General features: G+C 45.9%; 19 protein-coding genes. 11 read left to right on the top strand and 8 right to left on the bottom strand.

What is annotated here, in order from left to right:
• Positions 1 to 350 (top strand): DUF4351 domain-containing protein (locus tag RIG66_RS09185; protein ID WP_446377285.1); only part of this gene is annotated, 350 nt, incomplete at its 5' end.
• 222 nt (positions 351 to 572) lie between these two features.
• On the opposite strand, the gene glmU is transcribed toward RIG66_RS09185, so the two are convergent.
• Positions 573 to 1,931, bottom strand: coding sequence for a bifunctional UDP-N-acetylglucosamine diphosphorylase/glucosamine-1-phosphate N-acetyltransferase GlmU (glmU, locus tag RIG66_RS09180; protein ID WP_446377283.1), 1,359 nt, complete (start codon positions 1,929 to 1,931; stop codon positions 573 to 575).
• A gap of 476 nt (positions 1,932 to 2,407) precedes the next feature.
• Between glmU and RIG66_RS09175 the strand changes: the two genes are divergently transcribed.
• Complete coding sequence (locus RIG66_RS09175; RefSeq protein WP_446377291.1) at positions 2,408 to 8,542, top strand: CHAT domain-containing protein; 6,135 nt, start codon at positions 2,408 to 2,410, stop codon at positions 8,540 to 8,542.
• Positions 8,543 to 9,003: 461 nt separating this feature from the next.
• Positions 9,004 to 9,960 (top strand): hypothetical protein, encoded by a 957-nt coding sequence (locus RIG66_RS09170; RefSeq protein ID WP_446377281.1) that lies wholly within the window; start codon positions 9,004 to 9,006, stop codon positions 9,958 to 9,960.
• 198 nt (positions 9,961 to 10,158) lie between these two features.
• Here RIG66_RS09170 and RIG66_RS09165 read toward each other — a convergent pair whose 3' ends face one another.
• A complete protein-coding gene (locus RIG66_RS09165; protein ID WP_446377279.1) occupies positions 10,159 to 10,932 on the bottom strand; it encodes a DsbA family protein in 774 nt (257 codons plus the stop codon).
• Positions 10,933 to 10,996: 64 nt separating this feature from the next.
• Here RIG66_RS09165 and RIG66_RS09160 point away from each other — a divergent pair, with 64 nt between their 5' ends.
• From RIG66_RS09160 to RIG66_RS09135, 6 genes are all read left to right on the top strand, one after another.
• The gene (locus RIG66_RS09160) at positions 10,997 to 11,224 is read left to right on the top strand and encodes a hypothetical protein (RefSeq protein ID WP_446377277.1); all 228 of its coding nucleotides are present in this window, start codon (positions 10,997 to 10,999) and stop codon (positions 11,222 to 11,224) included.
• A gap of 10 nt (positions 11,225 to 11,234) precedes the next feature.
• Entirely contained in the window at positions 11,235 to 11,732 is a 498-nt protein-coding gene (locus RIG66_RS09155; RefSeq protein WP_446377275.1) for a winged helix-turn-helix domain-containing protein, read from the top strand.
• 13 nt (positions 11,733 to 11,745) lie between these two features.
• Positions 11,746 to 12,384 (top strand): IS630 family transposase, encoded by a 639-nt coding sequence (locus tag RIG66_RS09150; protein ID WP_446377289.1) that lies wholly within the window; start codon positions 11,746 to 11,748, stop codon positions 12,382 to 12,384.
• Positions 12,385 to 12,389: 5 nt separating this feature from the next.
• Complete coding sequence (locus RIG66_RS09145; RefSeq protein WP_446377273.1) at positions 12,390 to 14,720, top strand: GAF domain-containing protein; 2,331 nt, start codon at positions 12,390 to 12,392, stop codon at positions 14,718 to 14,720.
• A 283-nt stretch (positions 14,721 to 15,003) separates the two neighbouring features.
• Positions 15,004 to 15,204, top strand: coding sequence for a hypothetical protein (locus tag RIG66_RS09140; RefSeq protein WP_446377271.1), 201 nt, complete (start codon positions 15,004 to 15,006; stop codon positions 15,202 to 15,204).
• Positions 15,205 to 15,269: 65 nt separating this feature from the next.
• On the top strand, positions 15,270 to 15,470 hold the full coding sequence (locus tag RIG66_RS09135) for a hypothetical protein (RefSeq protein ID WP_446377270.1): 201 nt from the start codon (positions 15,270 to 15,272) through the stop codon (positions 15,468 to 15,470).
• A 175-nt stretch (positions 15,471 to 15,645) separates the two neighbouring features.
• Here RIG66_RS09135 and RIG66_RS09130 read toward each other — a convergent pair whose 3' ends face one another.
• The 5 genes from RIG66_RS09130 to speB form a co-directional block, all read right to left on the bottom strand.
• Positions 15,646 to 16,782 carry a geranylgeranyl reductase family protein gene (locus RIG66_RS09130; RefSeq protein WP_446377268.1) on the bottom strand — a complete coding sequence of 379 codons (1,137 nt, stop codon included), beginning with the start codon at positions 16,780 to 16,782 and terminating at the stop codon, positions 15,646 to 15,648.
• A 333-nt stretch (positions 16,783 to 17,115) separates the two neighbouring features.
• Complete coding sequence (gene frr / locus RIG66_RS09125; RefSeq protein WP_446377266.1) at positions 17,116 to 17,664, bottom strand: ribosome recycling factor; 549 nt, start codon at positions 17,662 to 17,664, stop codon at positions 17,116 to 17,118.
• Positions 17,651 to 18,379 carry a UMP kinase gene (gene pyrH / locus RIG66_RS09120; RefSeq protein WP_446347307.1) on the bottom strand — a complete coding sequence of 243 codons (729 nt, stop codon included), beginning with the start codon at positions 18,377 to 18,379 and terminating at the stop codon, positions 17,651 to 17,653. The genes frr and pyrH overlap by 14 nt, the downstream gene beginning before the upstream one ends.
• A 230-nt stretch (positions 18,380 to 18,609) precedes the next feature.
• On the bottom strand, positions 18,610 to 19,164 hold the full coding sequence (locus RIG66_RS09115; protein WP_446377263.1) for a thioredoxin family protein: 555 nt from the start codon (positions 19,162 to 19,164) through the stop codon (positions 18,610 to 18,612).
• A 99-nt stretch (positions 19,165 to 19,263) separates the two neighbouring features.
• Positions 19,264 to 20,172: an agmatinase gene (gene speB / locus RIG66_RS09110; protein WP_446377261.1), complete on the bottom strand. Its 909-nt coding sequence runs from the start codon at positions 20,170 to 20,172 to the stop codon at positions 19,264 to 19,266.
• Between the two features lie 161 nt (positions 20,173 to 20,333).
• Here speB and RIG66_RS09105 point away from each other — a divergent pair, with 161 nt between their 5' ends.
• Both RIG66_RS09105 and RIG66_RS09100 read left to right on the top strand, forming a co-directional pair.
• The gene (locus RIG66_RS09105; protein ID WP_446377259.1) at positions 20,334 to 21,242 is read left to right on the top strand and encodes an alpha/beta fold hydrolase; all 909 of its coding nucleotides are present in this window, start codon (positions 20,334 to 20,336) and stop codon (positions 21,240 to 21,242) included.
• Positions 21,243 to 21,543: 301 nt separating this feature from the next.
• Positions 21,544 to 22,572 carry a hypothetical protein gene (locus RIG66_RS09100; protein ID WP_446377257.1) on the top strand — a complete coding sequence of 343 codons (1,029 nt, stop codon included), beginning with the start codon at positions 21,544 to 21,546 and terminating at the stop codon, positions 22,570 to 22,572.
• A 246-nt stretch (positions 22,573 to 22,818) separates the two neighbouring features.
• Here RIG66_RS09100 and priA read toward each other — a convergent pair whose 3' ends face one another.
• Positions 22,819 to 25,329, bottom strand: coding sequence for a primosomal protein N' (gene priA, locus RIG66_RS09095; protein WP_446377255.1), 2,511 nt, complete (start codon positions 25,327 to 25,329; stop codon positions 22,819 to 22,821).
• Between the last annotated feature and the right edge of the window lie 72 nt (positions 25,330 to 25,401).

Below are 25,401 nucleotides of genomic sequence, written 5' to 3'. Positions count from 1 at the left end.
TTAGCCAATTTCCGGAACTAGATAAAGCGATGAATATCGCCAATCAAGCGAATTTTAGTGTAGAGGAAGTGGAAAAATTGCGGAAGCAAGAAATGTTCCTGGAAGACCAACGGGGATCGATTGTTAAGGCAAAGCAGGAGGCATTACAAGAAGGAGTAGAACAAGGTCGTCAAGAAGAGAATATCCGATGGATATTCCGTTTCCTAGAGCGACAATTTGGATCAATTCCGTCAGAAATAAGTCAGGGAATTCAAAACTTATCGGTTGACCAGTTGGAACGTCTCGGAAATGATATTTTTGATTTCAACAATTTAGAAGAGTTATCAAGTTGGTTACAGGAAAATGGGTGATTAGGGTGATTGTAACATTTGCCAACGGTTTAAAACTTTGTTGGCTATTTGCAGCAGGAATTACGCCAGGAAACCATGGCGTTAGAGATTGATGAGCAAATAATAGTATTACCGATAGCACAGTCATACCCGTAGGGTGGGTTAGGCGGTGATTCAATTGAAAAAGTTACCGGAAAATTAGATATCCGCCGTAACCCACCAATAAAAAAGGGAACCAAGCCCCTACGGGGTGGGAAAATTGAGACGCCAACCGGGTTTGACGACTTGACGCGATCGCGCAATCACCAGACAATCATCAGGTGTCGTTTCAGTTACGACTGAACCCGCCGCTACTGTGACATCTTCGCCCAAGGTTATGGGTGCAACAAGCACACTATTGGAACCTGTCTTCGTGCGATCGCCGATTTGAGTGCGATGCTTTTGTACCCCATCATAGTTAGCGGTAATCGTTCCTGCGCCGATATTCACCTGATCCCCTAACGTCGCATCCCCCAGATAAGACAGGTGGGCGATATTCGTGCGATCGCCAATTTGGGCGTTTTTCAGTTCCACAAAATTCCCCACCCGACAAGATTCCCCGACGCTGACATGCCCTCTAAGATGAGTATAGGGTCCGATTCGGCTATTCTCTTGCACCACCGAATCACTCACCACCGAAAACAGCGCCGTGACATTCTTCCCTAACTGACTATTTTCAATCAGACTTCCCGGTCCAATCCGACTCCCGGAACCAATTACGGTTTTCCCCCGCAGGTGGGTTTGGGGTTCAATAATGACATCCGGTTGTAATTCTACGCTGTCATCAATGGTAATACTATCGGGATTAATTAATGTCACCCCCGCCATCATCCAGGCTTCCTTCACCCGATCCTGCAAAATCTGGTAGGCTTCGGCTAACTGGTTGCGGTTGTTGATGCCTAAAATTTCCTGATAATCCTCCACATCAACCGCCATCACTGGTTTTAGTTGATGAATCGTATCAGTTAAATAATATTCCTTTTGGTCATTATTTGACTGTAGATTCGGCAGTATTTCTGCCAATTTCTGCCAATTAAAACAATAGACTCCCGCATTAATTCGACGGTTCTGCTTTTGGGCGGTGGTGCAGTCTCGATCTTCTACAATCTGAGTGACCAGGTTTTGTCCATCACAAAAAACTCGCCCATATCCTTGCGGATTCGGCAGTTGCGCGGTTAAGATTGTCGCGGCATTTTGATGGGTTTTATGGGTGTCTAATAATTGTTGCAGAGTTTGGGGGCGCAATAGGGGAACATCACCATTCAAGACCAACAAATCCCCCGTAAATCCTTCTAAGTGGGGGAGGAGTTGTTGTACAGCATGACCGGTTCCCAATTGTTCCGTTTGTTCCACAAATTCGATATCTGGGAACTCGGCGAGAGAATGTTTCACAAGTTCTGCTTGATAACCGACAATCACCAGACACCGCAACGGATCGACACCAAGACAACTCTTGAGAACTCGTTCCACCATTGACAAGGAACCCAAATTGTGACATACCTTGGGCAACTTGGATTTCATCCGTGTCCCGCGTCCTGCTGCTAAAATCGCGACTGCAACCATGATTGAGATAGGGGTGATCTGCTACCGAATTATAGAGTTTCGCTCACTGATAATACCATAGTCGGCTCAAGTATTCCCTCCAAACGGGGTTTCTCGTGAGCATGACAACTCTGATATTGGCGTTTCACCTAAAGAAAGCCGGTTTCTTGACAGATGCCCTAGTGATATTACACACCACTAACGGCTAGGGCTAAACTGACAATTTAGACTCTAAATTTTTCTCAACTCTTCACTATTTGTAACAGTATATTGATTAAATCAACAAAATTAAGCCATAGAATAAAAAGCATCAACTGTAACACCCAAAATAGATTAAGATATGTTGCTATTTTTTATAAACCTCAAAAAAACTGATTAATCCTCAATTCTTATCCTATTCATTGTGTTATAAAAAAAATACATTGAATTCCCGTCAAGCAACCGGTTGAGATGGTAGGGATTTAACAACTGGATAGGGAAGGATCACCATGAAAATCATGTATCGACTGCTTATCCCCTTCTGCTTAGTCGCCGCGTTCACACCGACGCCGCTAGTCTCTCAACCGATTACACCAGCGACTGATGGAACAGGGACACAGGTTACACCTGATGGTAACCGCTTGGATATCCAAGGAGGTAGCGTTTCCGCAGATGGGGCAAATCTATTTCATAGTTTCCAGGAGTTTGGACTCGATTCTGGTCAAATTGCCAATTTTCTGGCGAATCCCCAGACGCGCAATATTTTAGGGCGGGTGATTGGCGGTGATCCGTCGATGATTAATGGTTTAATCCAAGTTACTGGAAGCAATGCTAACTTATTTTTACTCAACCCAGCCGGAATTGTATTTGGTTCAGACGCCCGGTTAAATGTTCCGGCTGACTTTACTGCAACCACCGCTACGAGTATTGGATTTGGCAATAATAATTGGTTTAATGCTTTGGGTAACAATGACTACCAAAGTTTAGTGGGTGTTCCCCATCAATTTGCCTTTGACATTTCCCAGCCGGGGAGTATTGTGAATGCTGGTAATTTAGCGGTAGCCGAGGGGCAGAATTTAACGTTACTGGGGGGTACTGTGATTAACACAGGACAACTTACCGCACCAGGAGGAACGATTACCATTGCGGCTGTACCGGGTGAAAATTTAGTCCGTATTAGTCAACCGGGAAACTTGTTGAGTTTGGAGATTTCTCCAGGTTCAAGTAATACCGATGAACCGCTACAGCTAAATCCTCTGGATTTGCCAGTATTGTTAACGGGTACAGGGGAAACAGTAGATACAGGATTGACTGTTTCTCCAACGAACGAGGTGCAGTTAACTGAATCGGGGATAACCCTACCGACTGAAGCCAGAACAGCTATTATTTCCGGTAATTTGGATGTATCGACGCCAGACTTTTCAGCTTCACCCCAGATTGGTGGTGAGGTTAACGTTTTAGGTGATAACGTGGGACTTATTGACGCGACGATTAATGCTTCTGGTGCGAATGGTGGGGGTACAGTACGGATTGGCGGAGAGTATCAGGGAAGCGGTACAATTCCCAATGCTTTACAAACTTATGTGGGTCAAAATTCAGTAATTAATGCGGATGCGCTGATTGATGGGAATGGTGGAAACGTGATTCTTTGGTCAGATGAAATCACCCGTTTTTTGGGTAGCATCAGCGCCCGTGGTGGATTGAATGGCGGTGATGGTGGGTTTGTTGAAGTTTCGGGAGAACAGGGTTTGGATTTTCAAGGTGTTGTCGATTTGTTAGCGCCTGCGGGTCAAGTAGGAACGCTATTATTAGACCCAACAGATATTACGATTAGTACCGCAACGGATAGCGGAAGTATGACGTTTGCTGGGGGCATATTTTCCGACACGATAACGACTCCCTCTATTCTTAATACGACGACTCTAGAGAATCAATTGGCTTTAAGTAATGTCACCGTTTCGACAGCTTCCGGTTTGTCAGGTGCGGGAACAATTACTGTAGATAATCCGATTACCTGGAGTAGTGACTCGTCCCTGACACTTTTTGCCGATAACGATATTAATCTGAATGCGGATATCAGGTATTCGGGGACGGCTGATACTGCGCTTACGCTACAAGCAAATAATAGTATTATTTTGGATTCTGGTGCAGATATAACAGCTAATAATATCGGGAAGTTAGATGTTATTCTCAATGCTGACCGAGATGGGAGTGGTGCGGGGTCTATTTTCCTCAACTTTGGTTCAGTTATCAATTCTAATGGTGGTGATATTATTCTGGGGGGTGGTAGTAATCCGTTGACCAATCCTGCTGTAGGTACAGGTACAACTACATCAGTTGAAGCGTCTGGTGTCTATCTTCAGGGTGCTGAACTCAATTCGGGTATAGGTGATATTTCGATTACAGGTAAAGGCGTCGATGGTACCGATTCTGCCCTTGGTATTTTAGTCACAACCGGGGCAATAATTCAAAGCACCACAGGCAATATCACGCTGAGGGGAACAGGTGGGATGGGGGGAAATGACAATCGGGGAATTTTTCTTTTAGAAGCAGATACTAAAATCAGTTCAGTGGATGGCACTATTAGTTTAACCGGAATAGGACAAGGGTCAGGAGATGAAAATAGTGGCATTCGGGTCGATAACTTTTCCGGTGGTATGGGTCCCATTATTGAAACCAGAGGGAGTGGTACTATAACCTTTAATGGTACGGGAAGTAGCGCGGGAAATGAAGCCAATGATGGTATTGTTCTGGGTGTTGGTAATATCAGAATTAGTTCAGCCGATGGCGATATTAATCTGACGGGCGTTGGACAAGGTTCAACAACTCAAAGTGATGGCGTGGAAATTGCTGAAGGTTCCATTGTGGAAGTGACTGGAAATGGAACTATCCGATTAAATGGCATCGGTGGGATGGGTACAAGTGATAATCAAGGAGTACGGATATGGAAATCCTCCCAGGTGCGAACGAATAGCGGGACAGTCGATGTAATTGGTGTTAGTGGTACAGGAATGGATTCCTATGGAATTCAGTTAGCAGATAATGGAGAGTTGGGACAAGAAACGCAAACGGGGAACTTGACGCTAACGACGGATACGTTGGATGTTGATGATATGTCTAACCTAATGGGTAAAGGACAATTACAGGTACAACCGTTAACCCCTAGTTTAGGAATTACGATTGGCAATACTGCTGTTAATACATTAAACCTGGATACCGATACACTGGCTAGTTTCCAAAACGGATTTTCGCAAATTATTATTGGTGGCGCGAATAGTAGTGGCGCAATTACCCTAGCTAATAATGTTACCTTTAATGATCCAGTAATTTTGCGATCGCAAACCAACTCAGGTTCGATTACGACTACAGGGTATACCTTAACCGGAATCGATGACGCGACGATTCACCTAGACGCGAATCAAGATATTATAACGGGCGATATTATTAATCCAGGTGGGGAGATTACCCTCACTAGCAATAACGGGATTATCGACACTCATCGCGGTATCCTCAATACTAGCGCCGCAACCGGGGATGGGGGAGATGTTACTCTCACGGCTAACACGATTAATCCCGGTTCTATTAATACCTCTGCGGGTGCTGGACGTGGTGGTAATATCAGCTTAAATGGTACTGTTACTCTAACTCAACTAGATACCATATTCACCACCACAGGGATGACGGTTGGCGGTGATATGATATTCACCAATACGCTCAATGGTGTCACGCCTGATAGCCAAAACCTGACGCTAAATTCAGGTACGGGTAATATTACGTTTGAGGATAGTGTCGGGAATACGGTTAATCTGGGAAACTTAAACATCAATAGTACAGGTATCACCCAATTTAAGGGTTCTGTAACCGTTCAGAGTCTGACTACCGATGCCGAGGGTATGACTCAAACTCGTGGTAATGTGATAACGAACGGAGAGTTGGGTCAAACATACCGTGATGATGTTACTCTTGTTGGCGATATTGAATTAACAGGTAACGAAATTAATTTTTTCGGGAATGTATCGGGGAATGGGACTTTGACTTTACAACCGTTTAATCCCAGTCACGCGATCGCGCTTAACGGTGAAACCGATACTAACACAGAAACACTAGACCTGTCAGTCCGGGATATCAACGCCTTACAACAGGGTTTCGAGTCTATAACCATCGGGCGTAATAACAGCAGTGGCGCGATTACCCTGGCTGATGATGTGACGTTTAATGACTCGGTGACATTGCGATCGCCCATGGGTGATGGTTCGATCAATACCACTGGATTTACTCTAACCGGAAACGGTGACATTAGGCTACTGGCGCACCAAGATATTATCACAGGTACGATTAACAATCCAGGCGCAGCGGTGACGCTGACGAGTCTTTCAGGAAATATCAATACTGATGCGGGGACAATTTACACCCGATCAAGTATAGGCAAAGGAGGCGCGATCGCACTCAATGCCCGTAACACTATCACGACTGGGGATTTAGACTCGGGTTCTGCGTCTGGAACTCCAGGACCAATTACATTTAATGCAGGTAACCAGATTACGTTCAACCGTCCCCTAATTTTACCTGGAGATTTCTCGGTGAGTATCCCCAACTCCGGTAACATTATTTTTAATAGTACTGTTGACGGAACCTACGATCTCACCCTTAATCCCGGTAGTGGTATTGTTCAGTTTAATGATCAGGTTGGCAGCTTGCAACCGTTGCAACGTTTATGGGTTCAAGGTAATATTACCACCAATAATCGAGCCGGGATAGATATCACAGCCGAGAATACGATCAAAACGGGTGATATTACTGCCCCTGGCGGGATTAATTTGTTCAGCCACAACGGACAAATCTCCACAGGTATTCTGGATACCTCCGCTTCTGGCAATGGTGGCAATAGTAAGCTGACTGCTAATGACAGGATTACTGTTAGTCACATTAATACTCAGAGTCTCAATGGTATAGGCGGAAACGTTGAAATTACAACCAACCATTTCTTCCGGGCGACTGACTCTTTCATCGACCAGAATGGTATTAATGCCAGTATTTCTACGGCTGGAGGGACAGACGGTGGCAGCATTATTATCCGTCATGGGGGAATCATGCCATTTATTGTTGGTAATTCCCAAACCAACGGTATCCGAGGCGCAATGACCCGAGGTGATGCTGCACCAGACCAAACAATTGTACCCAATCAAGTCTATTTCTTCAGCCATACCCAGGATGAAGAACGGATACAAATTTTATCATCCCCTGTCCCTTTCATTCCCGATGAATCACTCATTCGAGAAGCCAAACCCGACCTAGAGACAGACGTAGATATTATCGAGTCTTTAAACAATCTAATTGGGCAGGGTTTAGAAGCCGAAATCGAAATTGAGGAAGATCCCGAAACGGGAGAAAAAAGGATTGTGCAGCGCTTTTACACTCCAGGAACTCTCTCGCTCAATCTTGAGACTTCATTATCAGTGGGTCAGACTGACCAACTGTTTGAGGAGCAATTTGAGAAGTATTTTCAGCAAAATCTAAGCCGTGAAATCATCACCGCCGAAGGCTTGCGAGACACTCTAACCACTCTAAAGGAGCAAACGGGAAAGAGTTCCGGCGTTGTCTATGTACGTTCACTGACCAACCATCTAGAACTGCTGTTAGTTCTTCCTCAAGGTTATCCTATTCGCAAGAGAATCCCAACCGCCAATGCCAAAGAATTACAGAAAACCTTGACAGAATTTCGCCAAACCGTCACCGATGTCTATCGCCCCAAAGCCTACCTCGCCCCCGCGCAACAACTTTATAATTGGATAATTGCCCCTCTAGAATCTGAGCTAGAAGAACAGGGAATTGATACGCTGATATTTTGTATGGACGCAGGTTTGCGGACAATTCCCATGACAGCACTTCACGATGGCAACCAATTTCTTGTAGAAAAATATTCAATTGGTTCTATACCCAGCATGAGTCTCACCAATCACCGCTATAACACAATCAAAAATGCCCAAGTTTTAGCCATGGGAGCATCTAAATTCAAAGATTTATCCCCGCTTCCCGCTGTACCGAATGAATTGCAGATTATTACTAAAGAATTATGGTCAGGTCAATCTTTTTTAAATGAAGACTTTACCCTAAACAACCTGAAACAACAGCGTCAGCAATTTGGCATTATCCACCTCGCCACTCACGCTGACTTCCGACCAAATGACCCCAGTCATTCCTATATTCAACTCTGGGATGAAAAACTCCGGTTAAATCAGCTAAGGCAAATCGGTTGGAATCAGTCGCCTCAAGTTGAGTTATTAGTCTTGAGTGCTTGTCGCACCGCTATTGGCGATGCGAATGCGGAGTTAGGGTTTGCTGGATTAGCGGTGAATGCGGGAGTGAAATCTGCCTTAGCCAGTCTTTGGTATGTCAGTGATGGCAGCACATTGGCGCTGATGAGCGAGTTTTATCGGCAATTGAGTCAACCTGACGTGACGATTAAAGCAGAAGCATTACAACGCGCCCAAATTGCTATGTTACGGGGACAGGTGCGTCTGGAGAATGGTCAATTACACGGTATTGGTATGGGGGGAATTCCTTTACCCTCGGAACTAAAAGGCAGAGGTAATCAAGATTTTTCTCATCCTTATTACTGGGCGGCATTTACAATGATTGGTAGTCCTTGGTAGAGGAATATTTTTGAGGGAACCTGGTTTGTAGGGGCGGGTTTCACTACTATCGTTTCTTGGCTAACCCAGATGTAACTAAACCCACACCGACTGAGTGTAATGTAGCACTACGCACTCGGAATTATATTTTTTCAACGCAGAGGGGCGCAGAGGGTAGCGCAGAGGGGCGCAGAGGAATTGACTGTATTTGAGGGACAAGTTTCCAAATGTTCTCTACCCTCTACACCCTACACCCTGTCTCAGCCATAATAGCCCGTGAAAAGTTAGCTGCACCCCTACTGTCTCCTGAAACTTTACCTGATGGGATTCCGGAAAAATTGTTCATCTATAGAAATATGGAAAATGAGGGTGACTTGAGCAAGGGTAAGCCATCAAAAAGTCCCCGAAGCAGCAGGAAGTAAACACCGAAATGCCACGCCAGATAAGTGTTTTGGATAGGTTTTATGGAGCAGCAGTCTATAGTGAGTTACAAAAAGTCATCGGATGGAGTCGCATTAGAACCTCAAGCCGAAGCGACGCTATTCGATTTCCGTTGGTTTTTCCAGCTACCCCCTGTTTTAAAGGGTATGGGAGTGAGCATCGCCGCCTGTAATACTGTGGTGATCTCATTTGGGCTTTATTCTCTGTTGAATGCTGTTCCATCGAACCCGGATCTTGACCGATTGGAACGGGCGAGGGCAGAATATGATGCGGGAAACTTTCAAAAGGCGATCGCACTGGCTAAATCGGTTCCCCAAGAGAGTGCTTTGTATCAGGATTCTAAGACTAGCCTCAAACGGTGGCGACGGGAATGGCACACAGCCGCTGCTCAATACCAAGCTGCTGAACAAGCGTTGAAGGAAAAACGATGGCGGGATGTGTTGGAAGAAGCTCGTAAGATGAATGGTGTCCACTTTTGGCGGCGTAAAGTTGAATCCTTGGTGGAACAAGCCAAACCTGAGTTAGAAGCCGAAGCTAAACAACTACTGAATCAAGCTTATGCCAAAGCTCAAAAAAAGGATTTTACTGGGGCGTTGAACTTGCTCAACCAAATTCCTCTAGAGACAACAACGGCGGCTAAAGTTCAACCGAAGTTAGCCGAATATGAAGAAAAACAACGCATTAAAGCGGAATATCTTTTACAACAAGCCTATAACCAAGCCGCCCAACGAGATTTTAAGAGCGCGTTGAACTATCTTTCCCAAATTTCGCCAGGTACATCCGCCTACGATACGGCTCAAATTAAGATGGCTGAATATTTGCAAAAGCAGCATTTTAAGGAAGAAGTTGAGAGAACTGTTCAACTGGTGAGGAGGGATTCAGAGGAGCAAGAAGAATCGTCTGAACCTTTTTCTACAGAACCGTTTATTTCTACCGAAACGGATGAAAAAACATCAGAAATTAATCCGGGAAACCAATTGCAAGAGATTACACCTTAAGTTTTTCATTTGTCATTCGTCATTGAGTAAAGGGCGACCCGAGTCAATTGAGTGGACACCGTTATTAATTGATGCAAGCGGGTCGCCCCTACACCCATTATCGTCCCTCCCCAGCTTCCAGATGCGCCATGGCACGTCTCTACAATTGCTGTTCCCTATTCCCTGTTCCCTTCCCTCACCCTATTCAACAATCCCTACTTATAACGACTGTTTAACACGAGTGAAACGTTTCTCCATTTCCTCTAATTCTATCGCCCCAGTAAACACCTCCCCATTCATAACAAAAAAGGGAGTTCCAGTAATTCCCAAACTCTCCGCTAGCTGAATATCCTGACTAATCGCCGTTTCTGCTGCTTGGCTATTGCGATCGCGATTAAATTGGTCTACATCTAAATTTAACTTCTTGGCAGTTTCAATATAAAACGACTCCCCCAGTTTTTCCTGCTGAGTAAACAGCACATCATGATACTCCCAAAACTTCCCCTGTTGAAACGCCGCCCACGCTGCTTTGGCGGCTGAGATAGCTTGGGGATGAATTGAGGCTAAAGGGTAATGTTTATACGTCAACGTCACCTGATCTTGATGCTTTGCCATAAACCGTTGCACCGTTTTATGCGCCCTGCCACAATAGGGACATTGAAAATCGGAAAACTCTACCATGACAATCTTGGACTGAGACGTCCCTGTCGTCGGTGAGTCCTCAATAACGGCTTGAGGATTGGTTTTCAGTTCCTGAACAAACGCTTGCTGGGCTTGTTGGAGTTGCTGTTGGACACGTTGCTGATACGCCTGAACGGATTCCAGAATCACTTCTGGGTGTTCGCGAATCACTTGCAACACTTGTTCTTCTAATTTGGGACTAACTTGGCTAGCGGCTTGAACGGGTAGAGAAGTGCCGAATAAAGTAATACAAAGAAGCAACGCGATCGCACAAAGCCGAAATGGGTACATGGTTGAATGTTCATGGTTCATGGTTCATGGTTCATTGTACCGAGCGGGCAACAGGTAAGATTTAATTTATCGAGACTATTGCTGAATGTGCGATCGCACCATTTGTTCGTTCGTAGTCGGCGCTTTAGCGCTAGAAGATATAACAACCGCCAAGGTTAAACAATCTCAGATGATTTTGCAAACTCCAACCTCCGCCAAACACCAAGAACCCCTTGTCACCTGGGAAAAACTTCCCGACGATTTCATTTTGCCCGATGATCCTGAACCCTATCCTATGTCTGATATCATGTCCGGCAAATCACCCATAATATAAATCCGGGTGCATGATTCATATCAGAGCAATGCCAAAACGAGTAACAATCGAACCACATCTAAGCTTGGAAGAGCTAGAAATGGGCTATCGACAAGCTAAGGAACCAGTAAAGCGGACACACTATCAGATCATTTGGTTGTTAGCCAAAGGTACAACAACAGAAAAAGTAGCAGCAGCCACAGGCTATAGCCGTAGTTGGATCTATGAGTTGGTTTGGGGTTACAACCGTATTAGACCACAGACATTGGGAGACCAACGTAGCTCAAATCAAGGAAGTAGTGAACCGCTATTAGATGATGTGCAGCAAGCGTTGCTTTGGCAGGCACGACAAGAGCCACCAATGGATGGAGGACAGTGGAATGGAAGAAAGGTAGCAGACTGGATAGCTGAGTTGCTCGGTCGTCCTGTCAGTCGTCAAAGGGGATGGGAATATCTTAAACAAATGGGTTTTCGTCTCAGAGTGCCCCGACCTGAACATATAGAAGCGAGCCAAGAAGAACAGGCCTAGTGGAAAAAAAAATCTGGAGAAAAAGGTACAACTTGTACAAAAAGCCCATCCAGAATTCGACATAGAAGTATGGGCAATAGATGAACATCGAGTGGGACTCAAACCCGTAATTCGACGTACTTGGGTGGATGAGTGGACAGTCCCAACGGCGAAGGTAAATTGGCGTTTTCAATGGTTGTGGCTTTATGGCTTTGTTCACCCAAAATCTGGTCAAACCTATTGGTGGATACTACCCTACGTCAATATTCAGTTATTTAACAAAGTGTTGGCAGATTTCGCGCAACACTTTAACATCGGTAGGAAAAAGCAGGTAATCTTGGTTGTTGATCAAGCTGGCTGGCATACTAGTGACAAAGTAGAGGTTCCTCAAGGCATACATTTAGAATTTTTACCTTCTCATTCCCCAGAGCTACAATTGATTGAGCGGTGGTTTCAAACAGTCTCTTGTATATTATCTGATTTTCGCGATCGCGAAAAGTCGAAAGAACACAAGAGGTCACAGTCGGTGCGCCCCTACAATTCTAATCCACTAATTAAGGTGTGCCACGCCACTACGATGGGGTTTAGTTTAATCGTGACTCATGACAAGTGTTTTATGAGAAAATTTTGCAAAATTTTAAGACTATATTTCGCTTCACTTGTCAAGTTTTAAATTCTATGATCAAATGGAAAGATGGCTTATGGTTTCATCACCCTTTTACCCTGATGTGGCAGAAAAACCGATACTCCATTCCCGACAATTCCCCGGAGATTAACCCGCCTGCGATGTCTAACTCTAATTCCCATTCTCAACCCGTAACGGATGAATCAACATTTAGCGATCGCACGACGATGACAAATCAGGCGAATTCGGGAAATCATGATTGGTTGGCGCGTTTCCAGCACCATAGCAAACTGTTGATGGCGTGGGTTGAGCCGGGGAACTTCGCTCTGTATTATGCTAATCATGCTTTTTGTCGCTTAACTGGGATTGATGCTCCCACGGGCAACTTACAAAACCAGGGTATTCACCTATTTGATTTATTTATAAACGTTGATGCTAAAACCCTCGAACAGTTATATCGGCGTCATTTACTGGCGCTAATATTACGAGATGTATATAAAATTAATCATAGCCAATGGCGCTTTTTAGATGAACCTGTTATCGCGGCTCTCGATAATTCCCCTGATTCCGAACCCCATTGTGTCCAATTTTGGCTGCGATCGGAACATTTAACGGTTGAACGGATTAATCCAGAAATTGATGAATTTTCGGATATCGATTTCTCCCAACAACCGATTCGGCAAATTATCCTTAATCCTATCTGGGAAAAACGTTTAAATCTAGACAATTATCGGGTTAAGGGTCAACTTTTATGGGAAGGATTGGATGTTACCCATCAAGAAACGATTCGACAACTGATTAGCTTGCTAATTGAACGCGACTCCCTCTTGCGTTCCGAGAAGTTTCGCCTGTTCGATCAAAAAATGCGATCGCTATTTCGTGCTGATCAGATTCTGCTGTTGCGGGTGAAGCGCCAAGAGGTGAAACTGTTCACCAGTGAAAATGATCAACTGATTCAAACCCAAGTCTATACCTGGGATTCCCTACAAGGTTCCCATTTCCAAGCCGCCGCCCAAGCAAATCAGGTTTGGATAGTCGCCAATTTAGAAAGTCATTGTCAAACGGAATGTGAGCAAGCCTTGTTCAACCAAGGTACTCGTTCCCTCTTACTGATTCCCCTCACGGTTTCGGCGGCTGAAGCCGAAATGCCTAGCCAAAATTTAATGGGAATGGTGGGGTTAACCAGTGATCAGGCGGATAATTTCGATTCCCTGGATATCAACCATGCTTGTGCCTTAATCCCCGCCTTAACCGCCGCCCTGCGTCAAGCGGCTCAAAGTCAATTTAATCATATCCATCCTGCTGTAGAATGGCGGTTTCTGGAAGAAGCAGAACGCCGTAGTTGGGGACTTCCCCCAGAACCGATTGTGTTTACTGATGTCCATCCCATGTATGGGATTTCCGATATTCGGGGTTCGTCAAATGAACGAAATCGGGCAATCCAAGCCGATTTACTCAGCCAGTTTAATTTGGCAATGGCGATAGTGGATGCGGCGAATGAATCTCAACCGTTGCCCTTGTTGCAACAATTGCGCCTAGATTTGTCAGCTTATATTGAACGGTTAGACAAGGGAGTGACGGTGGATGAAGAGGTGACGGCGATTAAGTACCTAAAGAATCATCTGGAAATTTATTTTGAATATTTCCAAGACTGTGGCGACGCGGCGGTTGACGCGGTAAACGCCTATAAACAAGCGTGCGACAATCCTCATGAGTGTATCTATACCGCACGCGATCGCTATGATCGGATGATTTATGAGATTAACGAACAACTACGCCAAACCTGGGAACGATGGCAAGTGCGGATGCAGCAGATTATCCCCCACTATTGTGATCACGAACTCACGGATGGCATTGATCACATGATCTACGCCGGGGCTTCGATTAACTCGCAGTTTACTGTATTCCATCTCCACTGTTTGCGCTACGAACAGCTACGGGCTATCTGTGACTGTGCGAGGACGTGTTTTGAAATGCGCGATCGCTTTAACACACCCTTACAAGTCACTCATCTAGTATTAGTACAAGAAACCACGGTGGATATTTTCCACGACGAACAAACGGAAAAAATCTTCGATTTACGCAGTAGCACCCGTGATACCCGCTACGAAATCGTCAAAAAACGAATTGATAAAGCCCTAGACGCCACCACCCAAACTCGCATCACCCAACCGGGGATGCTGACTATTGTCTATTCCAGCCAAGCCGAATGGACAGAATATCAACAATACTTACGCTTCCTCGCCCGTGAAGGTTGGGTGGATTCCCATATCGAATCCAGCACGGTGGAAAAATTGCAAGGAATCACAGGACTCAAATTTGCCCGTGTCCGCATTCTGCCTGAATCTGAGCCAACAGTAGGTGTAGAGGAGCAGGGGTTGTAGAGACGTGCCATGGCACGTCTAGGACATCGGTCAAGAAACAACCATATTTTACTAGCACCGCGAAGGATTTTTCCCAATCCTCGCACCCTTTGCTGTGATCTAGCTTAACTTGTCTTCGTGATCAGACAACTTGTCTGTTTCAGGCGGTTATGTTTCAAAACTATAACATTAAGATTTGTAAATAAAGCTATTCTGTAGTGATTGTTACAGAATTTTCTTGTTATAGTTATTTTGTAAGGAAAAATTCAGTGAAATATCACTAAAGCAATCGGAGGATACATAAATGTCTACTCAAGAACAAGCTAGAGCCTTAATGATGCGTCATCATCACGCCGTCAAGAACAGGCAACAATCCATGCTCAATCGGACAGCTAATGAAGTCGGTTTCGATGTTGATAACGTCAACTATTGGGATTTAATTCAAGGCAAACCCCATTCTGGTTTCCGTACCAGTTACGGGCGCAGCCGTGCTTCTTTAAGCTAAACTTTTAAAGTTTTAAGAAGAAAAAACTCAATCAAATCTCACTAAAGCAATCGGAGAATCAACCAATGTCTACTCAAGAACAAGCCAGAGCCTTAATGATGCGTCATCATCACGCCGTCAAGAACAGGCAACAATCCATGCTCAATAGAGCAGCTAATGAAGTCGGTTTAGATGTTGATAACATCAGCCATTGGGATTCTATTCAAGGCAAACCCAATTCTAGTTTCCGGACTAGCTATGATCGCAGTCGTGCTTCTCTAAGCTAACGCTTCACTTCCTAAGATATGCAGCCTCTCAAGATAGAGATTTGCATAACTTAGCCGGACTTTTCTGATAAAACTCTTTCGAGGTAACGAAATCTCACGGTCAAGTGATCCGTGAGATTTTGAATATTTGGGAAATTGACCCGACTCCACAAATGACAAATGACGAATGACAACCCTACCGTGAGAAGAATCCACCACTTAAACGTTTAAGAGCAAAACCTGCCACCTCTGAATACTTCAATTCCCCGCATAAAATTTGCAGCATAATCAGAGTCGCTGAAGGTCGCTTCACGCCTACCTTATAGCCGATTTTTGGAAAACCATAGAAGGCTCCAGCTAAACGTTTCGCCCAAACCATCTCGTTACCCCATTCGTCCTGAATCACCTGGGTATACTGGGTTAGGGCGTTGGTTTGACCGCCTAAAGCCGCATCAATTGCCTCTGCTGCTTTGACACCACTAAAGATAGAGGGACGAATGCCTTCAGCCGTAAACGGATCAGCCAAACAAGCGGTATCACCAACTAATAGCGAGTTTTGCCCGTGTAACTTTTGGTTCCCATCCCACAAACACATTGGATGACTGTGAACCTGGCAGAGTTTCGGATCAATATTGAGTTGCTGAATATACTTCGTGCCTATCTTTTGTAAATCCTGCTTGTCATTCCCCTTAAATGTTCCCACACTAACCGAATAGCTATCGGTTTTGGGAAAATTCCAGATGTAGCCATTTTTCACTTGCCCAAAGTCAAAATGGATTGTTGGATCACTGCTTGTCGGGGCGGGATTAGGGGCTTCTAGCGTCACCGCCATCCGCTGGGGACGATCTTTAAAGCCTAACCATTTTGCCATAGGACCATTGGCACCATCCGCCGCGATCAGGTAACGGGCTTCCAGGGGTTCATTGGTTGGTTCATTGGTTGTGTTAACCTGCCAGCGATCGCCTTTAAATTCAATACTCGTGACAGTGGTTTGGTCTTGCAGTTGAGCGCCTTGCTCTTTTGCCTGTTCGATCAAAAATTGGTCAAAAACATCTCGCTGTACCATCCAGACGGGTTTTTGTTTTTTGAGATTGACCTCCACCGGATCATCCATTTGCCAGGTGTAGCGAACTCGGCTTACATTTAGTGCGATCGCAGGTGCAAGATCAAAATCAAACCACTGTTGCACGCTTGGGGACACACCACCACTACAGGGCTTGTATCGGGGTAAAGAGTCTTTTTCTAGAATCAGTACCGATCGCCCTCGCTTGGCGAGGTGGTAGGCGGCGGTTCCCCCTGCAGGACCTGCCCCAACAATAATGCAGTCAAACATTAGGCTTTATGGATTAAGAAACTCATGAGTGCGGCAAGGAGGTATTACTTTAAACCTCTGACATAGTTTACCAAGAAACTGGGGAATTGGTCATTGGTCATTGGTCATTGGTCATTCGTCATTTAGTCGGGGCGGGTGTAGGGTGTAGGGTGCGTTAGCGAAGCGTAACGCACCATTTCAAACGATAGCAGTGAAACCCGCCCCTACATAAGAAATGGGGTTTGGAGACCAAACCCCTACAATTCCCCTATCTCCCCTATCAGACTGGAGAAGCGGGCAAGATGCCCGCACTACTGCTGCAACTTTACCCCAATGGGGTGTGGCTGCAATGTTCTAAACCGTGGTAATGTCCTTCTCTTTTGCCGCTAACAAGTCATCAATTTTAGCCGTGTACTTGTCCGTCAATTGCTGAATCTGATCTTGCAGATCACGGGCTTCATCTTCAGAAATTTCGCTACTTTTCTCCTGTTTACGAACTGAGTCAACAGCATCACGGCGGATATTGCGGATAGAAACTTTCCCTTCCTCAGCTAACTTACCCGCCATCTTCACAAATTCTTGGCGGCGTTCACTCGTTAAGGGAGGAATATTCAGTCGCACGACTTGACCGTCATTATTGGGGGTTAAGCCAATATCCGATAAAGAAATCGATTTTTCAATCAGAGTCAGCGTACTCTTGTCATAGGGTTGAATCGTAATCGTGGTAGCATCTGGCGTATTAATGCTTGCCAGAGACTTCAGGGGGGTAGGACTACCATAGTATTCCACCATCACTCGATCCAACAGACTGGCATTCGCCCGACCGGTACGAATGGTATTGAAACCCCGTTGTGTTGCTTCAACGGCTTTCTTCATTTGACTTTCAGCGTCAGCTAACTTCACAAAAACCTCCCACAATTGTTCCGACAGATTCTCCTTGAACAGCGCGGCGGATATTACCCCGCCCTGTCAAATCAAATACCATAATTGGGATATTATTTTCCTTACATAAAGCGATCGCCGTACTATCCATCACCCGCAAATCTTGAGCGAGGACGTAGTGATAGGGCAGCGTATGATAACGGCGAGCCTGGGGATTTAGTTGGGGATCACAATCATAAATCCCATCGACTTTCGTGGCTTTAAAGATCACCTCCGCATCAATTTCGGCGGCTCGTAAAGCTGCCGTCGTGTCCGTGGTGAAAAAGGGATTCCCCGAACCTGCGCCAAAAATTACCACTCGCCCTTTTTCGAGGTGACGAATGGCACGGCGACGGATATAGGGTTCTGCCACTTCTTGCATCGCGATCGCGGTTTGCACACGGGTAGGTATTCCCATTTGCTCTAAGGCATCTTGCAGGGTCATGGCATTCATGACTGTGGCAATCATACCAATATAATCACCCGTTGCCCTATCCATTCCGCCAGCAGCCGCTTTCAAACCGCGAAAAATATTGCCACCACCGACAACGATTGCCATTTGGATGCCACTTGCCACGACTTCGGCGATTTCAGCAGCGATGTCCTGAACGACTCCTGGATCAATGCCGTAGCTCAGTTTGCCCATCAAGGCTTCACCGCTCACTTTTAGTAAAACCCGTCGGTATTTCATCCCCATGCTACGACTCTTTCTTTCTTGACTATTGCCTTGCCCATACGATAACAGTCTACCGATAATTCTGACAGAGTGCTGTGACTCTAACGAAGTTTGATTGTTGTTAACACCCGTGGTGCTAAAATACGAATTCTTATGGTATTCACGAGTTCCAGTTAACTATTACTGATGCCAGGTGGCTTCAAATACTGAATTCTCCCCAGCTCCTCCGTTGCTCTGGCTCTCTTTGCTCACTAACGACGCCACACTAGGGGACTACCCAAGGTGGGAGTTGATTTGGGTGAGATAGTTTCCCCAGCCAGTAACGCGGCGATCGCATTCTTGACGTAAGCTTCATTGACGGCTTCGGGATGTTGGCTATTATCGTCAATTTGACCTCTGTAGCGCAAGACTCCCTGTCCATCAATCACAAAGGCTTCTGGGGTTTTTGAAGCGCCAAATCCTTGTGCCACGTCCTGAGTTGGGTCCCACAGGTAAGGAAAATTCAACCCTCTACTACTGGCAAACTGCTGCATCTGACTAAAACTATCTTCGGGAGATTGGTTAGCATCGTTGGAGTTAATGCCAATCAGGATAAATCCCTGTTCCCTAAATCGGGTTTGCAGTTGTTTGAGTCTGTCTACATAAGCGGCAGAGTCAGGACAGTTATTACTCAAGAAAATTACCACTACTCCTCGCCACCTTTCTAGATACCGGGATAGGTGGTGAACATCCTTATCAGTGCCTAAAAGCTCAAAATCGGGAGCATAACTGCCAATGGGTGTGCCGTGTTTTTCCTTCAGACTCATATCGTGTTACGGTGTGTGTTTGACAATGTGTTCGTTTTTTCCTTTTTCCCGTTCCCCTTTGCCGATCCTCCTGGATCAGGCAGTGAATTTCAGCCATCGCTACCACCTTTGTGCCAGAGTTTGATAGCCGATGAGTTTGTAAACCAGCTTAGCGGCTGTAAATTGGGAGACCACTGAATCAACCACGGGAGCCAACTCCATTACATCGCAACCGATGACCTGATGGGTTTCAAACAATCGTCGCAAAAAGGTTAGGAGGGCATACCAATTCAGCCCACCCGGTTCAGGAGTGCCAACCCCTGGCATTGAAGCCGGATCAATGCCATCTAAGTCAATGGTAATAAATACTCGCCCTGTTGGGATAGTCGCGATCGCTTCGTCTATCCAGTGGGGATTTTGGGCAATGTGTCGCGCCCAAATTACGGGGATGGATTTTTGTTTAATTAAGTCCGCTTCTTCTTGACAAAGACTGCGAATGGCGACGGGTAATGTCGGTAGTCCCATATCCACTATCCGACGCATCACACAGGCGTGGTTATACATTGAGCCTTCGTATTCGTGGCGTAAATCTCCGTGGGCGTCTATTTGCACTACGGTAAAGGGTTCGCTACTCCTTTGGCGGTAGGCGTCTACAATTCCCGTGGTAATGCTATGTTCACCCCCAATCGCAATCACAAATTTACCATCATCGATAAGTCCAGATACGGTGTCGCGAGTATCTGTCAGCATGGTTTGGGCAGAAATCCGTTGTCCACCTCTGGTATCTGCGATCGCACCGTGAGTATAAATCCTAGCGTCTTTACAAATCTCCCGTTCCAACTCATCATCGTAGTATTCGAGCTGGATTGACGCCTCCAAGAGCGCATCGGGTCCATTTTCTGTGCCTTTACGATAGGTTGTGGTTGCCTCGTAGGGAATTGGCAAAATAACCACTCGTGACGCTTTGTAGGATGCCTGAATTTCCGATCCCAGGAACGGGATAACAGCAGCAGACGTTTGCACCAACATAGAGGACGCACCAAACAATTTCTTAAGGTTAATTTTGACACAAGACGAGACAAAGGCATCATGGTAGAGACGTTGTATGCAACGTCTCTACTCAGGTTGATCTCGCAAAACGCTATTTTATTACAGAATGTAAATAGTAACCCTGTACGCTTGAAATCCTCATGACCTTTCCCTCCTCCACCCTACCCAAACGCCCTGAACGCGACACTCACACTTGGACATGGCGCGGGTTTCCCATTGCCTATCAAGTCCACGGCAATTCTGGACCAGCAGTGGTGATGGTGCATGGATTTGGCGCGTCTTGTGGACATTGGCGTAAGAATTTACCCGCATTAGCCCAGTCCTGTCGGTGTTATGCCATTGACTTAATTGGTTTTGGTGCCTCTGCCAAACCAATGCCGGGACTTGAAGTGGAGTATACCTTTGAAACCTGGGGACAACAAGTCATTGATTTTTGCCGGGAAGTCGTAGAGACTCCAGCGTTTTTGGTGGGGAATTCAATTGGCTGTATTGTAGCGATGCAAGCGGCTGTGGATTGTCCAGATAGGGTATTGGGCGTTACCCTGATCAACTGTTCCCTGCGGATGCTGCACGATCGCAAACGAGTGACGTTACCTTGGCATCGTCGCATCGGCGCACCCATGATACAACATTTACTGGGAGTTAAGTGGGTGGGACAACTCTTTTTCCGGCAACTGGCGAAGCCACAGGTGGTGCGTAAAATTTTATTGCAAGCGTATCGCAAATCCGAGGCAGTGACTGATGAATTAATCGACTTGCTGATGAAACCGGCGGCTGATGTGGGTGCGGCTGATGTGTTTATCGCATTTACCCGCTATTCCGCAGGACCTCTAGCCGAAGACTTATTACCTCAGTTACAGTGTCCCACACTGATTTTGTGGGGAACTGATGATCCTTGGGAACCCATCGCGGAGGCAAAAGAATGGGTCAATTTTCCCGCTGTGGAACAATTTGTCCCCTTAGACGGTTTAGGTCATTGTCCCCAAGATGAAGCCCCTGAGGTGGTTAATCCCATTTTGCAGGATTGGATTGCACAGCATTCGGTTTAGTTTCATCATTTGTCATTTGTCATTTGTTGCCCTAGTTACCTCATCTCCCCCATTCCCTGCTCGCCCCTAAATAAAGTAACTATTGAGAATTTTTTTAAAAAAGACTATCCTTTGATTGGTGAGTAGATAATTAGAGAGTTGGAAAGCAAGGAACAAGCAGCTATTGGTGAGCCAGCGTGCTAGAACACCGATTTATTGAAAATTGTCACATTAGCTACCAAACAAGCCTTTTTTTTACTGTTGGCTTTATCGCTACCGCCATTTTGCAGACTGCATCGACGTTCTAGACAAGGGGTGTGTCATGAGTACACAGAATCAGCGAGGTCATGCTCAACCGTCACAGACAGAGAAAATCGCGACGGCAAGAAATCTATCCAAACTCTGGGCAAAAAAGTATGTCCAACAACACAATATCTCAGACAAAACGTGGCAGTCGAATTCTCCAGGATTACGAGCCGTTATAGCACAGCGGTTGCTTGATTCATTGCGATCTGTAACGATTCAAGCTTGGGCAAAAACCGAAGCCTTACTCTGCCAACAAATCAAGCGACAAGGTATTAACTATCGCTTAATTGATCCTTGGCAAATTACTAAAGATACTTACTTAATCTATGAGAAAGTATTGCTCGCTTATGCCGATCAAGTCATCCCCGAACGTTTATGTTTATTTTTAGCATCAGATTTAGGTCGCATTCGACACAATTATACAGCAATTGATCCCAGAGTGATTGCGTTTGTTAGTATGCAGTTTCACTATAGTGGTCAGTTACTACTGAAATCACTGTCACCTCAAGAACAAGCTACAGTGAGTATTTATTTCCAGGTGATTGATGATTGTCTGTATATTCCCTTACAACGACTCTATAAAACTGCCGCCAATTATGATCATCAATCATTAGCTTTGGTATCTCTACGGAAAATCTTACCGGATCAAGCATTAATTGCTCAACAAATTGCCACCCGAATTAGCGATTTACATCCAAACTATCACTCTCATAGTGGTAGCTTAGTGAACCCTACGGTGAAATCTGCCAGTATTCGGGATGTGGAAATGTTCCAGATTTACCTGTGGCTTTGTGTTCTGGAAAGGAGTATTGCACCCATCCAACGCGAATTGTTTCCTTTGTGTGTCATGCTCTACCCTACTTTAAACGTAGGGTGGGAATTAGTTCGGCAAATGATTCATCTGTTAGGATTGGAATTTGGTAAACGTCTTTCTCAGCAGCAACTTTCGCTTGTTTTACCCTATTTACAAGTATTGTGGGAAATGTTTTCTCCTGAGGTATTTCCCGAACCTTTGCCCGTTGCAGTGTTGGAAAATTCGGCGTAGTTGTCATTTCATTTAAATTCCTCTGCGTACCTGGAGTGCTAACCTCTGCGTTATAGCAAAAGGCAGAAGACAGAAGAGTTCTTATTGCTACATGGTGTCAGATCATTACCGATATCCGATGTCGGGCGACCCGATAAAATTAATCGGTGCGTGGTTTTAGCAGTGTGCGGCGGGTCGCCCCTACAATATTTAGGGTCTGCTGAATTAAGAAGGGCAAATGACGAATGACAAATGACGAATGACCCCCTACATCATATTTAATGGATCAACATCAATCGTCAAACTCACATCCGGCGGACAAATCCGTTGCAACGCCGCCACATCGGATAATCCTACCGCTACATCTGGCGGAAATTTGAGCAAAATCTGCCACCGATAACGACGGGCGATTCGCATAATCCCCGCCGGGGCGGGTCCTAATATCTCATACCCGGAACCCGCTTGACTCAACCAATCCGCTAACGTCTCCGCCGCCTTCTCAACGTTTATCTCCTCCAACCCACTCAATCGCAATAAAATCAGATGCCCATAAGGAGGATAATTCAACGATTCCCGTTGTACCAATTCCGCCTCGGTAAACACCTCATACCCATGGGTTTTCACCGCCTGAATCACCGGATGTTGAGGTGAATAGGTTTGGACAATCACCTGACCCGGTTCATCCCCCCGACCCGCCCGACCTGCGACTTGGGTTAAGGTTTGAAAGGCTCGTTCTGCTGCCCGATAATCAGATAAGTGCAATAATCCATCGGCGGCGACAACGCCGACTAAGGTGACTCCCGCTAAGTCTAACCCCTTAGTTAACATTTGCGTCCCGATTAATAAGTCCGCTTCCCCATTGGCAAACTGAGTTAACAGGGTTCGATGCGCCCCCTTAGTTCGGGTGGTATCACTATCAAAGCGAATCACCCGTAAATCAGGAAACGCCTTAACCAACTCCTGACTCACCCGCTGTGTGCCACTACCAAAAAACTTGAGGTAAGGTGAACCACATTCGGGACAATTATTAGGATGGGCGGTTGTGTAGTTGCAATAGTGACAACGTAAGAGTTGGTTTGCCCCCTCGTGGGCATAGTGATAGGACAGGGAAACATCACAGTCTGGGCATTCAATCACATATCCACAACTGCGACAGGAGACAAACGTACTATGTCCACGACGGGGAATAAATAAAATCCCTTGTCGCTGCTTTTGTTTCAACTGCTGTAACTCATCTTGGAGAGAACGGCTGAAAATAGAACGATTCCCCTGCTTTAACTCCTGTCTCATATCCACAATTTCCACAGGGGGTAAGGGGCGAGATTGGATGCGTTCGGGTAATGAAAGGTAATAGGTTTTACAGGGGGCGTCTGTGTTGAGATTGGCTTGTTGACCGTTTACAGCAACCCAGGTTTCCAAAGACGGGGTAGCTGAACCCAAAACTAGAGGACAATTCTCCAATTCCGCCCGCCATTGGGCAACGGTACGGGCATGATAGGTGGGAGAAAGACTGTCTTGCTTGAAACTGGAGTCGTGTTCTTCATCTAGTATAATTAGACCCAATTTGGGTAACGGCACAAAAACAGCCGATCGCGTACCAATGACGACCTGGGGTTCTCCACTTAATACTTGTCGCCAGGTATCATAACGTTCCCCATGGGATAACCCACTGTGATACACATTCACCTTTTTGCCAAACCGGGCGCGAAATCGGTCGGTGAGTTGCGGGGTTAGCCCAATCTCTGGAACTAACACCAGGGCAGATTGTCCCGACCTTAACAACGGCGCGATCGCTTGCAGATAAACTTCGGTTTTCCCGGAACCCGTTACCCCATGCAATAGCACTTGGTTATACTCATCCAAACTTTGAATCGTTTTTAATGCATAAGTTTGCGTATCTGTCAATACTTTAGGGCGATCATCTGCCACATTCGGCTGATCCAAGGTTCTGAGAATTTCCCGGTATTCAACAACTACATACCCTTTTTCTGCCAGCTTGTTAACAATAGAAGACGTAGCATGACAGACTTGCAATAACTCATTCAGCCACATATCTCCACCCCGACGCCGCAGTACATCTAATACTTCCCGTTGTCGTTCGGTGACATCAGGTTCAAAGCCATCCGCGACGAGAGTGACAGCTTTCTTCAGCTTCGGGCGTGAGGGTTGGGGCGGTTTCAAATAACTTTCCACCCAGCCACGTTTAAGTAAATCTTTCACCCCGCGACGCGCCCCTTTCACCTGGCGTTGTAGATAGGCGACGCTGTAATCTCCGTCCGGTTGGGCATCTAGGAGTGCTAAAATCTGACGCGCCGTTCGACCGACAAACGTATCTGCACCATCAGGAATCGCCTCTCGATGCAGACGAACTCGCCGTTGCGATCGCATCAACAATCCCGGTGGTAATGCCCCCCGAACTACGGATATCAGGGGTGTGCAGTAATACTGCGCCACTCGTTCCAATACCTGCCAATAGGAGTTCTCAAAAAAACCCGTACCAATTACATCCTCCACCTCCCGGATTTTCGCCAATGGCACATCAGCAGGGGGAGAAGCCAGTAACCGAATTGCGATCGCCCCCACCTGGCGGTTATTCAATGGCACCGTTAAAATATCTCCCGGTTTAATCGACAAATCCGCCGGGATGCGGTACGTCAACAGTCCCTCTAGTCCCGGACAATCCACCAGCGTCTCCACCCAGCAATTCTGATGATCACCACCGGATTGATAGGTTGCTTTCGGTTCTGCCACAATTAAACTTGTCGGGGAATCAGACACAACGATAACCTCTCAATTTTTCTCACAGCGACTGGGGGAACATCGATTCAATAACCCCAGTTAGCAGTTCTC

It is taken from the genome of Coleofasciculus sp. E2-BRE-01, from assembly GCF_040221695.1.
In the GTDB taxonomy this organism is placed as follows: Bacteria; Cyanobacteriota; Cyanobacteriia; order Cyanobacteriales; family Coleofasciculaceae; genus Coleofasciculus.
This window is presented reverse-complemented; position numbering and strand designations above follow the sequence as displayed.